The following is a 13,995-nucleotide window of genomic DNA, read 5'->3' as shown; positions in this document are numbered from 1 at the left end:
CAGGCTTTGAGAGCGGAGCCGTAGGGTGCATGCCAGCTTGGCGCATGCATTGTCCAACGTAGCGCTGGTCGACCCCCACTCCGTCTCGGCTTCGCCGAGCCACCTCTCCCCCGATCGACGGGGGAGAGGAAAGGCGCCAAGCTTTTTGCCGTCGACGCTCGTCTAGCAAGGCTCCCTTCCTTTCCCTCCGGAGGGGGAAAGGTGGCGCTGCGAAGCAGCGACGGATTGGGGGAACCACGTGGCAATCAAGCCTCAGGTCGATCAGTCACGCCAGTCACAGAGTACGTGTGCATAGCGTAGCCCGTTTTACGGGTAGAAGGTGCCGGCAGGCAGATGAGGGCCAGCGCCGAGCTCAACAATTATCAAGGCAGTTCACGCCGCCAGCAGCGACTTCAGCTTGACCGCTTGCGAGCCGAGCGCTTCCGGGGCTGGCGTCGCCCGCTTGGCGATCAGCATTTCCGCCAGCCGGATGTCGCGCGCCACCGCATTGCCGTGGCCGATGCCGCTGGCGGCCACCAGCCTGCCGTCCTCGGCCAGATGGAATAGGATGAAGGCGCCGTCGTCGAGGTCGCGCCGCACGGTGCTCTTGCCTTCGTCGGACAGCCCGGCGATCTGCAGGGTCAGCCCATACTGATCCGACCAGAACCACGGCACGGCGGCATGCGCCTCGCCGGCGCCCAGCATGTTCTTCGCGGCCAAGGCGCCCTGTTCCTGGGCGTTGCGCCAGGCTTCGAGACGCACGCGCCGGCCGCCATAGACGGCAAGCGGGAACGAGCAGCAGTCGCCCGCGGCGAAGATATCCGGGTCGGCGGTGCGCAACTGCTCGTCGACTGCGATGCCGTTGTCGATCGCCAGTCCCGCCTCAGCGGCAAGCGCGGTCACCGGCACGGCGCCGATGCCGATCACCGCGAGATCGGCGACGATGGCCTGCCCGTCGGCCAGCGTGATGCTTACCTCCGCGCCGTCATCGGCAATCGCCGCTATCCCCTGGCCGGTGCGGATCGCAACGCCCTCGGCCTCATGCGCCTTGTGGATGATCTCGGCGATCTCGGCCGGCACGCCGCGCATCAGGATGCGCGGCTGCGCCTCGATGACGGTGACGGCGGCGCCGAGCTTGCGCGCCGCGGCGGCAAGCTCGAGGCCAATGAAGCCGCCGCCGATAATGGCGACGCGGTTGCCGGCGCTGAGATGAGCGCGAATGGCCAAAGCGTCGTTGAAGGTCCTGAGATAGACACAACGCCCCCCGAGACCCGGCATCGGCAGCGTGCGCGGCACGGATCCGGTCGCCAGCAAAAGCTTTTGATAGGAAAGGGAGGATCCGTCCGACAGTTGCACGACATGCGCGGCACGATCGATCGCGACGGCCCGGACGGAATGGATGTGGCGGATCGCGCGCTCGGCGAACAGCGCGTCGGTGGCGATCGCCTTGATCGAAAGCGCCTCGCCAGTCATCGCTTCCTTCGACAGCGGCGGCCGCTCATAGGGCAGATGCGGCTCGTCGCCGACCAGCGTGACCGGCCCTTCGAAGCCGAGATCGCGCAGGGCGAGCGCGGCGCGCCCCCCGCATTCGCCGGCTCCGATGACCACCATTCCTCCCGTCATCAGCGTCACCCGACCTGAACAAGAACTTTGCCGGCGTCGACCTTGACCGGATAGGTCTTGAGGTTGACGCAGACCGGCGCGCCGCGCGCGTCACCGGTCTTGTAATTGAAGCGGCCATTGTGCTTCGGGCATTCGATGATGTCGTCCATGACCAGACCGTCGGCCAGATGCACCTTTTCATGCGTGCACAGCCCGTCGGTCGCGAAATATTCGTCGTCCGGGCTGCGGTAGATGGCGAAGGTGCGGCCGGCATGGTCGAACCGCATCACGTCCTCCTCATCGATGTCCCCGGCCGCGCAGGCCTCGACCCAGTCGCTCATCTCGTTCTCCGCGAAATCGGTTGGTTAAGCTCTTCGGCAGATCACTCGGCCGCTGCCGCCACCGGGTTGTCGTTGTGCAGCTCTTCCCGGTAGGGCTTCGCCGTCGGCGGCAGCGCGCGCTTGAGGAAATAATCCTCGTTGCGCAGCTGGCGCAGGAAGGCCGGGATCATCTCGCGATAGCCGGCCAGGATCGACGGCGTCGGCGCCGGCAGATCGTGCTTGATCATCTCGTGCAGCTTCGGCAGCGCGTGATAGGGCACCATCGGGAACATGTGGTGCTCCACATGGTAATTCATGTTCCAATAGATGAAGCGGCTGACCGGGTTCATGTAGACGGTGCGGCTGTTGAGCCGGTGATCGATGACGTTCTCGGCCAGCCCGCCATGCTGCAGCAGCCCGGTCATGACGTGATGCCAGGCGCCGTAGAGGCGGGGCAGGCCGATCAGCAGCAGCGGCAGCCAGGAATGCAGATAGAGCGCCAGGGCGATGGTCGCGATATAGATGGCGAGCCATATGCGGGCGACGCGGATCGCCTTCGGCTGTTCCTGTTCGGGGATGAAGGTCTTTTCCGCCGCGCTGATGACGCCGGCAGCGTTGCGCAGCATGTCGGTCATGGCATGCCATGCGTCGAGAATGCCGAAGAAGTTCAAGACGACGCGCAGCAGATCCGGCGGGCGCATGACGGCGATCTCCGGGTCGCGGCCGACGATGATGGTGTCGGTATGGTGGCGTGTATGGCTCCAGCGCCATGTCACCGGATTGCGCATGATCATGAAGCAGGCGAGCTGGTAGACGGCGTCGTTCATCCACTGGGTGCGGAAGGCCGTGCCATGGCCGCATTCGTGCCAGCGGGAATCGGTCGAGGAGCCATAGAGCGTGCCATAGACGAAGAAGAACGGCACGCACCACCAGCTGCCCCAGAACCAGGCGCCGCCCGCGCCGCTGAGGATCAGCGCGCCGAGCCAGATGATGGTGTCGCGGATCGCCGGCTGGTCGGAGCGCTGCATCAGCTCCTTCATCTGCTTGCGCGGGATCTCGGTATGGTACCACTCGGCCGCCGCCAGCCCGTTCTCGACCGCGAGCTTGGCGTCGCGGCCGGTCAGGCTGTAGTCGCGTGGCGACGCCGACGAAGACGTCATGGCAGTCATTGAGCTTCCTCCAACAGCGCCTGGCGAACGGTTTGGCAGGTCTGGGCTCGTTCATGGCCGGCTTCCACTTCACCATACCGCCGGCCCATGATAGTCTCAACATCAGGAAGATAGTTTCTATCATTTCCTATCAGAGTGAGATATGCTGAGTCGGACAGGCAATGGAGCATTCATGGCAAAGCGGCCGACCATTAGCGATCTCGCGCGCGTCTCGGGCGTCAGCGTCGCCACCGTCGACAGGGTGCTGAACAGCCGCCTGCCGGTGCGCGAGGAGACGGCGCGCCGGGTGTATGAGGCCGCCACCGAAATCGGCTACCACGCGGCGGGGCTGATCAAGCAGCGGATGCGCCAGGAATTGCCGGAATACCGGCTCGGCTTCCTGCTGCTGAGGGGCAATGACGTCTTCTATGGCGATTTTGCCAGGGAGCTCGAGCTGGCGGTTTCGCAGTCGCAACGTTTCCGCGGCACTGCCGCGATCGACTTCGCCACGTCGCTGGCACCCGATGAGATTGCGGGCCAGATGCGCAGGCTGGCGGCCAAGTCGAGAGCCATCGCCGTTGTCGGCCCGGATCACCCGGCGCTGACGGCGGTGGTGGAGGCGCTGAAGGCGAGGGGGCAGCCGGTGTTCTCGCTGCTGTCCGATTTTGCCGCCGGCATCCGCGAGGGCTATGTCGGTCTCGACAACCGCAAGGTCGGACGCAGCGCCGCATGGATGATCGCCAAGGCCGCCAGGAAGCCGGGCAAGGTGGCTCTCTTCGTCGGCAGCCACCGCTTCCATGGCCACGAGCTGCGCGAGATCGGCTTTCGCTCCTATTTCCGCGAGCACGCGCCGGATTTCACCGTGATGGAGACGCTGGTCAACCTCGAGGCGAATGACGTGACGCATGACGCCATGCTCGATCTTCTGGCGCGCCATCCCGATCTTGCCGGTTGCTATGTCGCCGGCGGCGGCATGGAAGGCGCCGTCTCGGCGCTGAGAACGGCAAACCCGGCGGTTATGCCGGTCGTCATCTGCAACGAGATCAACGCCGTCTCGCGCGCAGCACTTGCCGACAACATCCTCACCATGGTGATCTCGACGCCGCTCGCCGCGCTCTGCCGGGAACTCCTGGGGCTGATGGCCCATGCCATCGAAAGCGGCGCCGCCAATGCGCCGGGGCAGACCTTCCTGCCCTTCGATATCTATCTGCCGGAAAACATCTAGAAGCTCCAGCGCAGGATTGTGATCGGTCGCTCTGTTTGCATTGGCAGGCGGCATGCGTTGGAGATTGGCCGAAACGCCCATCGCGAGAGTCATTCCAGGGTCTGCGCCGCGTCGCTTCGCCCCTTGCTTCGCCACAGAATGACGAGGTTGGGGCGGCTTCAGCCAATTTCCGGCGGTTGCGACGGGGTCTATGTGAAAGAATCCATCAGGCTGATGGATTCTTTCATGGCGATTTGCTCCGATTCGGGCTCGGGTTTCGACGATCGGGACCGAAAAACCGGCCAATCTCATCGGAATCGCCCTTGACGTTTCCAAAACGAAATGGAATGAATATTTCACTAGCTAGGCTTTTTGGTTCTTTCGTTCCGGAACGCCTGTGCGAACGGAGGAAGAGGCGTTCCAGTCGAGTTGGGACGCCGCATGGCCGCAGGGAGAGATTCCCCGGGCAAACCGGGGATTCCGGTTCAAATGGGTGCAGCCGGACACCAAGTGGAGGAGAATAAAATGAAGAAACTGCTTTTGGGCGTCGCGCTTTCGGCGCTGATGTGCTCATCCGCCTTCGCCGCCAAGATCGGCGTTTCGATGGCCAAGTTCGACGACAACTTCCTGACCGTGCTGCGCAACGGCATGATCGCGCAGGCCAAGGGCATGAGCGGTGTCGAATTGCAGGTCGAGGATGCGCAGAACGACGTGGCCAAGCAGCTCGACCAGATCAAGAACTTCGCCGCCTCGGGCGTCGACGCCATCATCGTCAATCCGGTCGACACCTCGGCCACCCAGGCCATGTCGGACGCGGCCGCCGCGGCCAAGGTCCCGCTGGTCTATGTCAACCGCCAGCCGGTCAATGTCGATCAGCTGCCGGACAACCAGGCTTTCGTCGCGTCGAACGAGGCGGAATCCGGCACGCTCGAGACCAAGGAAGCCTGCCGCCTGTTCAAGGAAGCCGGCAAGAAAGAAGCCAATGTCTACGTGATCATGGGCGAGCTCTCGAACCAGGCCGCGGTGCAGCGCACCAAGGACATCGAGGAAGTCATCGCCACGCCGGACTGCAGCTTCATCAAGATCATCGACAAGCAGACTTCGAACTGGGATCGTGACCAGGCGCAGAACCTGATGACCAACTGGCTGTCGTCGGGCAAGGCGTTCGACGGCGTCATCGCCAACAACGATGAAAGCGCCATCGGCGCCATCCAGGCGATGAAGGCCGCCAACATCGACATGAAGTCGGTGGTCGTCGGCGGCGTCGACGCCACCCAGGACGCGCTGGCCGCGATGCAGGCGGGCGACCTCGACGTGACCGTCTTCCAGGACGCTGCCGGCCAGGGCGCCGGTGCGCTCGACGCGGCGCTGAAGCTCGCCAAGGGCGAAAAGGTGGAACACAAGGTCTATATCCCGTTCCAGCTCGTCACTCCGGCGAACATCGACAAGTTCTTGAAGAAGAACTGAGGCGCGCCGGCGCAATTCCAGGAACGGTTTTCGGTACGGAATTGCGTGAAGACAAACCGCGGGGTGGTGCCGCGACGCATCGGACTGGCTGAAATCGGCTGCTGGCGAAGCGGCGCCGCTCTGTTCCTCTCCCGCTCGACAGGGCGGGAGAACGGGGCGCGGTCATTCGGAGGAAGAAGACGTGTCACAGACATCGCATGGCATTGGCGGGTTGAGCTATGACGCCAAGAAGCGCCCATGGCCGGCCGAGTTCAACGTGTTCCTGGCGCTGGTCATCCTCGTCGTCGCCTTCGAGCTGATCGGCCGCGTCTTCCTCGGCGACAGCTTCCTGTTCAACACGCGCGAGAATGTGTCGGGCCTCTTCAACGAGCAGCGCCTGCAGATCATCATCCTGCAGGTCTCGATCGTCGGCATCATCGCCATCGGCGTCACCCAGGTCATCATCTGCGGCGGCATTGATCTGTCCTCGGGCTCGATCGTCGGCGCCACCGCCATGATCGCCATGAGCTTCGCGCAGGTTGCGACCGTCAACGGCAATCCCAATCCCAAGGCGATGTTCATCGACTATGGCTGGACCGACCTGCCGGTCATCGTGCCGGTGCTGGTCGCGATCGGCTGCGGACTGATCGCCGGCCTGATCAACGGTCTGTTGATCGCCTATACCCGCATTCCGCCTTTCATCGCCACGCTTGGCATGATGGTCACCGCCCGCGGCATCGCAAAATGGTGGTCGAAGGGCCAGCCGATCTCGTTCCCGACCGACAGCTTCGCGGCCATCGGCAAGGGCCTGATGCCTGTCGTCATCTTTATCTCGCTGGCGCTCCTGTTCCAGCTTATCCTGAGCTATACGAAATACGGCAAGCATTGCTATGCCATCGGCTCCAACGAGGATGCCGCGCGCATGTCGGGCATCAAGATCGCCAACCACAAGGTACTGGTCTACGCCATCGCCGGTATCCTCGCTTCGCTTGCCGCCGTGGTGCTCTGCTCCAAGAACCTCACCGCCCAGGCCGGCATGGGCGTCATGTACGAGCTCGACGCCATCGCCATGGCGGTCATCGGCGGCGTTTCGCTGTCGGGCGGCCGCGGTTCCATCATCGGCACTGTGATCGGCTCGCTGATCTTCGGCGTCATCATTTCCGGCTTCACCTTCCTGCGCCTCGACGCCTACTATCAGGAGATGGTCAAGGGCGTGATCATCGTCGGCGCGGTCGTTCTCGATCAATGGCGCCAGCGCCGCCGCGCGATAGGAGCTTGACCATGTCAGACATCGTTCTGAAGACCGAAAACCTCACCAAGCACTATGGCGGCGTGCACGCGCTGCAGGAGGCGAATTTCGAGCTGCGCAAGGGCGAGCATGTCGCCATCATGGGCGACAACGGCGCCGGCAAATCGACCTTCGTGCGCCAGATCACCGGCGTCGAGCAGCGCACCGACGGCAAGATCTGGTTCGACGGCAAGGAAGTGAACTTCGCCGGCCCGATCGAGGCGCGCGAGGCGGGCATCGAGACCGTGTTCCAGAACCTTGCGCTGGCCGACGATCTCGACGTGCCGTCGAACCTGTTCCTTGGGCGTGAGAAGGTGCTCTTCAACCTCGGGCCGTTCTCGATCCTCGACCGCAAGGCGATGCGCAAGGCGACCGAGGCGGCGCTGATCCGCACGGCGGTGAAGATCCCCAACCTCTCCAGCACCATCCGCCATATGTCCGGCGGCCAGCGCCAATGCGTCGCGATCGCCCGGACCGCGACCTTCGCCTCCAAGCTGATCATCATGGACGAGCCGACGGCAGCGCTCGGCGTGCAGGAAACCGCGCAGGTCGAAAACATCATCCGTACGCTGAAGGAAAACGGCGAGCCGCTGATCCTGGTCAGCCACAACATGCGCCAGGTGTTCGATCTGGTCGACCGCATCGTCGTCTTCCGCCGCGGCAAGATCGTCGCCAACCTGCGCAAGCAGGACACCGACGGCAACGACATCGTCGCCTACATCACCGGCGCCAAGACCGGACAGGCGGAACTGCAGGCCGCCTGACGGACGCCGCGACGGGATCAACCAATTGTCCGCGCCACCAGACGCGGGCGAGCCTTTAACATCATCTCGAAGGACATTCCATGACTCTCCGCTTCGCTCTTCTCGGCGCCGGTCGTATCGGCAAAGTGCATGCCCGCGCCGTCGGCTCAAATCCGCAGGCAAAACTGGTTGCCGTGGCGGATGCCTTCGAGAAAGCGGCGACTGAGCTCGCCTCCGCCTACGGCGCCGAAGTGCGCACGATCGATGCCATCGAGCAGGCCAAGGACATCGACGCCGTCATCATCTGCACGCCGACCGACACCCATGCCGATCTGATCGAGTGCTTCGCCAAGGCCGGCAAGGCGATCTTCTGCGAGAAGCCGATCGACCTCTCCGTCGAGCGGGTCGAGAAATGCCTGGCCGTTGTCGAGAAGACCAAGGCCACGCTGATGGTCGGCTTCAACCGCCGCTTCGACCCGCATTTCGCCGCCGTGCGCAAGGCGATCGACGACGGCGCCATCGGCACGGTCGAGATGGTCACCATCACCTCGCGCGATCCGGGCGCCCCGCCGCTCGATTACATCGCCCGCTCCGGCGGCATTTTTCGCGACATGACCATCCACGACTTCGACATGGCGCGCTTCCTGCTCGGCGAGGAGCCCATCGCGGTGAGCGCGCACGCTTCGGTGCTGGTCGACAAGAAAATCGGCGAAGCCGGCGATTTCGACTCGGTCAGCGTCATCCTTGAGACCGCCTCCGGCAAGCAGGCCGTCATCTCCAATTCGCGCCGCGCCACCTATGGCTACGACCAGCGCATCGAGGTGCATGGTTCCAAGGGCATGGTCGCGGCCGAGAACCAGCGGCCGGTGTCGATCGAGCTCGCCAACGACAAGGGCTACACCCGTCCGCCGCTGCACGACTTCTTCATGACCCGCTACATCGACGCCTATGCCAACGAGATCGCCTCCTTCATCGCCGCGGCAACTGCCGGCAAGAAGGCGGCGCCGAGCGGCAAGGACGGGCTGATCGCGCTGAAACTGGCCGACGCGGCCTTGCAGTCGGCCAAGACGGGCAAGACCATCCGCGTCGATTGAAATTTGAATACGGATTGAGGAGCACAGCGATGAACGGTTTGGCCGGTCGCAATTCAGAAACGCGCGCCATCGTCACCGGCGGCGCGCAGGGCATCGGCTTCGCGGTTGCGGAAGCCTTGGCCGACGAGGGCTGCCGCGCGCTGGCGCTGGTCGGCCGCTCGCAGGAGAAAGGCGACAAGGCGGTCGCGGCACTGAAGAAGAGCGGCGTCGACGCCATCTTCATCAGCGCTGATGTCGCCAAGGTCGCCGACTGCAAGCGCGCCGTCGAGACAGCGATCAAGCATTTCGGAACGCTGAACGCGCTGGTCAACGCCGCCGCTACTTCCGCGCGGGGGTCGCTGGTGGAGACCACTGAAGAACTCTTCGACCAGATATTCGACACCAATGTCCGCGGCCCCTTCTTCCTGATGCAGGGCCTCGTCGCGCATCTCCTGGAGCGCAAGGCTCCGGGCTCGATCGTCAACGTGCTGTCGATGTCGGCGCATGCCGGCCAGTCCTTCCTGACGCCCTATTCGACCAGCAAGGGCGCGCTGATGACGCTGACCAAGAATGTCGCGAGCGCTTATCGGCGGAACCGCATCCGCTGCAATGCGGTGCTGCCGGGATGGATGGACACCGAGGGCGAGGCGATCGTCCAGAAAAAATGGCACGGAGCGTCGGATGACTGGTTGGAGAAGGCCGAGGCCGCGCAGCCCATGGGCCAGCTGGTCAAGCCCGCGCAGCTTGCCCGGCTGATCACCTACATGCTGAGCCCGCAGGCGGGCGTCATGACCGGCTCGCTGGTCGACTATGATCAGAACATAGCCGGGGTGATCGGGGAGTAGCGGCTGGCTTTGGCGTAACGGCGCGCGGGCCCAAGAGCGCGCATGTCTGCCGGTTGCCGCAGCATTGCCTTTCCCTCATAGTCATAAGTCCGAACAATCATGGGGGTGGAATGATGTCTGCGCCCGAACATACCAGCTGGACTGTCGCCGAGGCAGAAGTCCGGTTCGCGGAGATTATCGAGCGGGCGCGGTACGCGCCGCAGAGGATCACCGAAAACGGCAAACCAAGTGTGCTTGTCGTGTCGGCCGAAGAATGGCTTCGAAGGACCGGGCGAAAGGGTACGCTTGCGGAATTCCTGTTGGAATCGCCACTGCGTGGTGCCGATTTAGACCTTGAACGTCAACACGACGAACTGCGTGATCTGCCGCTATGAATCGCTACCTTCGTCATCCACGGGCGGAGCAAGGAGCGAAGCGACGCGCGCAGACCCGAGGATCCATGCCGTTACTTTGAAGCGTCGCGGCCGCGCAGAATTTTGCTAGGGTGCATTCCTCGGCCCAAGGCACGGAATGGATTCCTTTGGTCTACGCGGTACGCTTCGCTTCCCGCTCCGCCCAAGGACGAAACCGCGAGATTCGGCCATTCCAAATTGGCTCTCATCAGCCACGTGACAAGCGCCCCCGCATCGATTATATCAGGCGCATGATCCACCTGACCGCCTCGTTTTGGTACTTTAGCTACGGTAGCTCGCTGGCGGCGGGAGGATTGCGCTCGATCTGAAAACTCTAGATCGAAAATCCGACAAGCCGCCAGACCTGGCGGCTTTTTTGTTTCAGCCGGCAGGTCTCCTAAACCAGGAGCAGAAAGCCGTGTTGACCACCACAGACGACCTTCGGGTCACCGAAATCAGAGCCTTGAGCACGCCGGACGAGGTGATGCGCGAGATACCGCGCTCGCTCACCGCGACGCGCACCGTCGCTGCCTCGCGCAACGCTATCCATTCGATCCTCTCGGGGGCCGACGATCGACTGCTTGTCATCGTCGGCCCATGTTCCATCCACGATCCGGTCGCGGCCGTTGACTATGCCAGCCGTCTGGCGGCGCTGCGCGAGGCCCTGGCCGACCGGCTCGAGATCGTCATGCGCGTCTATTTTGAAAAGCCGCGCACCACGGTCGGCTGGAAGGGCCTGATCAACGACCCGGACCTCGACGGCAGCTTCAACATCGAAAAGGGGTTGCGCATGGCGCGCAACGTTCTGTCGGCCGTCAACAATCTCGGCCTGCCGGCGGCGACCGAGTTCCTCGACATGACCATCCCGCAATACATCGCCGACCTTGTCGCCTGGGGCGCCATCGGCGCGCGCACCGCCGAAAGCCAGATCCATCGCGAGCTGGCCTCGGGCCTGTCCTGCCCGGTCGGCTTCAAGAACGGCACCGACGGCAATCTCAGGATCGCCGGCGAGGCGGTGAAGTCCGCCGCCCAGCCGCATCATTTCATGGCGGTGACCAAGGGCGGCCGCAGCGCCATCGCAGCGACCACCGGCAACGAGGATTGCCATGTCATCCTGCGCGGCGGCGTCGCGCCGAACTATGATGCCGCAAGCGTCGAGGCCGCCGCGGCCGAGCTAGTCCGCATCGGCATCGCGCCGCGGCTGATGATTGATGTCAGCCACGCCAACAGCGCCAAGAAGCCGGAGAACCAGCCGAAGGTCGCGCATGACGTGGCGGGCCAGATTGCCGCGGGCGACGAGCGCATCATCGGCGTCATGATCGAGAGCAATCTCGTCGCCGGCCGGCAGGACGTCGTGCCCGGCAAGCCGCTGGTCTACGGCCAGAGCATCACCGACGGCTGCATCGACTGGGCTACCACGGAAACGGTGCTGCACGGCCTCGCCGGCGCGGTCGAATGGCGCCGGTCGGTGAAGCGCGAGATGCTTGCCAGCCGGCAGGGCGCGGCTTGAGCGAAATGGAGAGGGCGGCGATCACGCCGCCCTCAAACCTTCCCAGGCCGTGAATATCGAAACGGCAAACAGCAGCAGCCCTGCCATGCGCCCGGCGAGAACGGTCGCGCGGGGATTGGCCACAAGCATCTGCCTGCTGCGCCCCGCCGTGACGGCGAGCCCGCCATAGATCGCGGCTTGCGTGGCGACCGTCAGCAATCCCATGATCGTCGCCTGCATCCAGATCGGACCGTAGGCCGGCTTCAGGAATTGCGGATAGACGGCAAGGATGAAGAGATAGGCCTTCGGATTGATCAGGCAGGTGACCAGGCCCTGGCGAAACGCCTTCCAGGCCGAGCGGCTCCCGGTTGGTCCGTTGTCGCCGACGATGATCGAGCTGCGCATCAGCGACATGCCGATATAGGCCATGTAGGCGGCGCCGGCGATCAGCAGCGGCGTGAACAGGATCGGCACGAAATGCATGAGCAGGCCGACGCCGATCGCTCCGTTCAGCGTATGCACTGCACCGCCCAGCATGATGCCGGCGGTGGCGGCCAGGCCCCTGCTGCTGCCGCCGGTCAGCGCATTGGCCAGCACGAACAGCATGTCCATGCCCGGAACGGCGATGACGCCGAACAGAAGCACGAAGAACAGCCAGAGATTTTCGCCATAGCTCATGTCAGTTGCCTGTCGCATTATCTGCTTGCGCGAAAAGGAATCTGTTGCTTTTCAAGAGGGTAGGCGACTCTATAGGTCACTCCAACTGACGGGGATGTGTCAGTTGCGTTCTGATCGGGCCAAGGAAATGCGCAAGGCCTCGCGGCTGTTCGAGATCATCCAGATCCTGCGTCTGGCCAAGAAGCCGGTGACGGCGGCGACGATCGCCGAGCGGCTGGAAGTGACCGTACGCTCGGTCTATCGCGATATCGCAGCCCTGCAGGCAATGCGCGTGCCCATTGAGGGCGGGCGCGGTATCGGCTACATCCTGCGCCCCGGCTTCGACCTGCCGCCGCTGATGTTTTCCATCGAGGAGATGGAGGCGATCGTGCTGTCCTTGGCGCTGCTCGAGCGCACCGGCGACGAGGAGCTCAAGCAGGCCGCCAAACGCGTCGGCGCCAAGATCGCCGGCGCCGTGCCGCAGCCTTTGCGGCAGACGCTCGACGCCAACGCCCTCCATGCCTGGGGCTTTGCAGCACCCTCCGCTTCAGCCGTCGACCTCGCTCTGGTCCGCCGCGCCATCCGCGACGAGGAGAAGCTAAGCCTCTCCTATCGCGACGAGGCGGGACGGCCGACCGGCCGCATCATTCGCCCGGTCGCCCTGATCTACTATGCCGAAACCGCCAACATCGTCGCCTGGTGCGAGTTGCGGCAGGCCATCCGCAATTTCCGCAGCGACCGCATCGAGGATTGCCGGGCGGCCGGCCAATGGTTCAAGGGCGAAGGCGACCGGCTGCGGCAGGTGTGGGTCGACGGCTGGGAGATCAACGCCCCGGCGGCCGCCGGCAACTGACGCGTTGCCGCCTTATGTCTCAGGGAACGATGCCGCGGCAGGCCCAGGCGACATTGGCGAAGGATCGCGGGCCATCCGGTCGGCCGGCTTGATAGGCATCGCGGACGGCGGCCTCGACACGCTCCCGCTCGGCCGCGTCCAGCGTGGTCATATATTTGCCGAGCGGGCCTTCGCCAGCGCCGATCGGCGTCCAGAAGTCGTCGAAATCCGCGTAGTCCATGCGGATCATCAGCTCGGCCTCGGTGACATCGACGAGACCCTGCTCGACAAAGGTCCGCTTCATCTCGCCCGGCTGCATCATCGGCTGGAAGCAATAGCGGTTGCGCAGCTGACGCCCGCTTTCGCTGAGCGCCGCAACTGTGTCGATCATCATGCGCATCCCGGTCATGCCGCCGTAATGGTCCCAGACCACGGCCGCGACCACACCGCCCGGCCGCGTCACGCGGCGCATCTCGGCCACCGCCTTGCCGGCCTCCGGCACGAAGTGCAGCACCAGCAGCGCCAACGCGCGGTCGAACGCATTGTCGGCGAACGGCAGTGCGGTGGCATCCGCCTGCTGGATGGTGACGCGCGGATCGGTGTTCCTCTCCTTCGCCGCCGCGACGAAGACCGGCGAGAAGTCGATGGCCTCGATATCGGTGAGATCGCCTGACTTCGCCAGCTCGAAGGTCAGGCTGCCGGTGCCGCAACCCACGTCGAGGACTTTTTCGCCGCCGGCCAGACCGACGAAATCGATGAACTTGGGCGCGAGCCTGCGGCTCCAGCGCCCCATCAGTTGCTCATAGCCCGACGCCGCGTGAACGGTGAAACTTGATGTCATCCCGCCCTCCCTTCGTTGAAGTCAACGTAGACTTCCACGGAAGCCATGCCAAGCAGCCAAAGCAGCGGATCGTTCAGTGACCGCACACAAGCGGGGGGCCTGGCGGCCCGGCACGTTGCCGGGACTGTGCGCAGAA

14 protein-coding genes are annotated in these 13,995 nt (G+C 64.1%); 9 read left to right on the top strand and 5 right to left on the bottom strand.

Annotated elements, in window-relative coordinates; genetic code table 11:
- Positions 1–372: 372 nt before the first annotated feature.
- The 3 genes from LB535_RS06685 to LB535_RS06675 are packed head-to-tail and all read right to left on the bottom strand — an operon-like array spanning position 373 to position 3,070.
- Complete coding sequence (locus LB535_RS06685; RefSeq protein ID WP_224631618.1) at positions 373–1,602, bottom strand: NAD(P)/FAD-dependent oxidoreductase; 1,230 nt, start codon at positions 1,600–1,602, stop codon at positions 373–375.
- Between the two features lie 5 nt (positions 1,603–1,607).
- The gene (locus LB535_RS06680) at positions 1,608–1,922 is read right to left on the bottom strand and encodes a MocE family 2Fe-2S type ferredoxin (protein WP_140674315.1); all 315 of its coding nucleotides are present in this window, start codon (positions 1,920–1,922) and stop codon (positions 1,608–1,610) included.
- A gap of 41 nt (positions 1,923–1,963) precedes the next feature.
- A complete protein-coding gene (locus LB535_RS06675; RefSeq protein WP_224631617.1) occupies positions 1,964–3,070 on the bottom strand; it encodes a fatty acid desaturase family protein in 1,107 nt (368 codons plus the stop codon).
- Between the two features lie 172 nt (positions 3,071–3,242).
- Between LB535_RS06675 and LB535_RS06670 the strand changes: the two genes are divergently transcribed.
- The 8 genes from LB535_RS06670 to LB535_RS06635 all read left to right on the top strand — a co-directional run bounded on the left by LB535_RS06670 (position 3,243) and on the right by LB535_RS06635 (position 11,550).
- Positions 3,243–4,274, top strand: a complete 1,032-nt coding sequence (locus LB535_RS06670; protein ID WP_224631616.1) for a LacI family DNA-binding transcriptional regulator — start codon at positions 3,243–3,245, stop codon at positions 4,272–4,274.
- Between the two features lie 504 nt (positions 4,275–4,778).
- On the top strand, positions 4,779–5,720 hold the full coding sequence (locus LB535_RS06665) for a sugar ABC transporter substrate-binding protein (protein WP_095768205.1): 942 nt from the start codon (positions 4,779–4,781) through the stop codon (positions 5,718–5,720).
- Positions 5,721–5,901: 181 nt separating this feature from the next.
- Entirely contained in the window at positions 5,902–6,978 is a 1,077-nt protein-coding gene (locus tag LB535_RS06660; RefSeq protein ID WP_095768206.1) for an ABC transporter permease, read from the top strand.
- Positions 6,979–6,980: 2 nt separating this feature from the next.
- Entirely contained in the window at positions 6,981–7,751 is a 771-nt protein-coding gene (locus LB535_RS06655) for an ATP-binding cassette domain-containing protein (protein ID WP_140543283.1), read from the top strand.
- An 80-nt stretch (positions 7,752–7,831) separates the two neighbouring features.
- A complete protein-coding gene (gene iolG / locus LB535_RS06650) occupies positions 7,832–8,824 on the top strand; it encodes an inositol 2-dehydrogenase (RefSeq protein ID WP_224631615.1) in 993 nt (330 codons plus the stop codon).
- Between the two features lie 29 nt (positions 8,825–8,853).
- A complete protein-coding gene (locus LB535_RS06645) occupies positions 8,854–9,648 on the top strand; it encodes an SDR family oxidoreductase (protein WP_224608277.1) in 795 nt (264 codons plus the stop codon).
- Positions 9,649–9,758: 110 nt separating this feature from the next.
- Complete coding sequence (locus LB535_RS06640) at positions 9,759–10,022, top strand: type II toxin-antitoxin system prevent-host-death family antitoxin (RefSeq protein WP_224631614.1); 264 nt, start codon at positions 9,759–9,761, stop codon at positions 10,020–10,022.
- Between the two features lie 436 nt (positions 10,023–10,458).
- The gene (locus LB535_RS06635; RefSeq protein ID WP_224631613.1) at positions 10,459–11,550 is read left to right on the top strand and encodes a 3-deoxy-7-phosphoheptulonate synthase; all 1,092 of its coding nucleotides are present in this window, start codon (positions 10,459–10,461) and stop codon (positions 11,548–11,550) included.
- Between the two features lie 21 nt (positions 11,551–11,571).
- Here LB535_RS06635 and LB535_RS06630 read toward each other — a convergent pair whose 3' ends face one another.
- Positions 11,572–12,207, bottom strand: a complete 636-nt coding sequence (locus LB535_RS06630; protein WP_224631612.1) for a LysE family translocator — start codon at positions 12,205–12,207, stop codon at positions 11,572–11,574.
- 127 nt (positions 12,208–12,334) lie between these two features.
- Between LB535_RS06630 and LB535_RS06625 the strand changes: the two genes are divergently transcribed.
- Positions 12,335–13,039: a helix-turn-helix transcriptional regulator gene (locus LB535_RS06625; RefSeq protein WP_224631682.1), complete on the top strand. Its 705-nt coding sequence runs from the start codon at positions 12,335–12,337 to the stop codon at positions 13,037–13,039.
- Positions 13,040–13,058: 19 nt separating this feature from the next.
- On the opposite strand, the gene LB535_RS06620 is transcribed toward LB535_RS06625, so the two are convergent.
- The gene (locus LB535_RS06620) at positions 13,059–13,859 is read right to left on the bottom strand and encodes a class I SAM-dependent methyltransferase (protein WP_224631611.1); all 801 of its coding nucleotides are present in this window, start codon (positions 13,857–13,859) and stop codon (positions 13,059–13,061) included.
- Positions 13,860–13,995: the final 136 nt, after the last annotated feature.

This window comes from Mesorhizobium sp. CA10 (assembly GCF_020165285.1).
In the GTDB taxonomy this organism is placed as follows: Bacteria; Pseudomonadota; Alphaproteobacteria; order Rhizobiales; family Rhizobiaceae; genus Mesorhizobium.
This window is presented reverse-complemented; position numbering and strand designations above follow the sequence as displayed.

What these genes read in the sequence shown, in the direction of transcription:
- LB535_RS06685 (WP_224631618.1), bottom strand. Translation starts at nt 1,602, where the DNA reads ATGACGGGAGGAATGGTGGTCATCGGAGCCGGCGAATGCGGGGGGCGC.
- LB535_RS06680 (WP_140674315.1), bottom strand. Translation starts at nt 1,922, where the DNA reads ATGAGCGACTGGGTCGAGGCCTGCGCGGCCGGGGACATCGATGAGGAG.
- LB535_RS06675 (WP_224631617.1), bottom strand. Translation starts at nt 3,070, where the DNA reads ATGACTGCCATGACGTCTTCGTCGGCGTCGCCACGCGACTACAGCCTG.
- LB535_RS06670 (WP_224631616.1), top strand. Translation starts at nt 3,243, where the DNA reads ATGGCAAAGCGGCCGACCATTAGCGATCTCGCGCGCGTCTCGGGCGTC.
- LB535_RS06665 (WP_095768205.1), top strand. Translation starts at nt 4,779, where the DNA reads ATGAAGAAACTGCTTTTGGGCGTCGCGCTTTCGGCGCTGATGTGCTCA.
- LB535_RS06655 (WP_140543283.1), top strand. Translation starts at nt 6,981, where the DNA reads ATGTCAGACATCGTTCTGAAGACCGAAAACCTCACCAAGCACTATGGC.
- iolG (WP_224631615.1), top strand. Translation starts at nt 7,832, where the DNA reads ATGACTCTCCGCTTCGCTCTTCTCGGCGCCGGTCGTATCGGCAAAGTG.
- LB535_RS06645 (WP_224608277.1), top strand. Translation starts at nt 8,854, where the DNA reads ATGAACGGTTTGGCCGGTCGCAATTCAGAAACGCGCGCCATCGTCACC.
- LB535_RS06640 (WP_224631614.1), top strand. Translation starts at nt 9,759, where the DNA reads ATGATGTCTGCGCCCGAACATACCAGCTGGACTGTCGCCGAGGCAGAA.
- LB535_RS06630 (WP_224631612.1), bottom strand. Translation starts at nt 12,207, where the DNA reads ATGAGCTATGGCGAAAATCTCTGGCTGTTCTTCGTGCTTCTGTTCGGC.
- LB535_RS06625 (WP_224631682.1), top strand. Translation starts at nt 12,335, where the DNA reads ATGCGCAAGGCCTCGCGGCTGTTCGAGATCATCCAGATCCTGCGTCTG.
- LB535_RS06620 (WP_224631611.1), bottom strand. Translation starts at nt 13,859, where the DNA reads ATGACATCAAGTTTCACCGTTCACGCGGCGTCGGGCTATGAGCAACTG.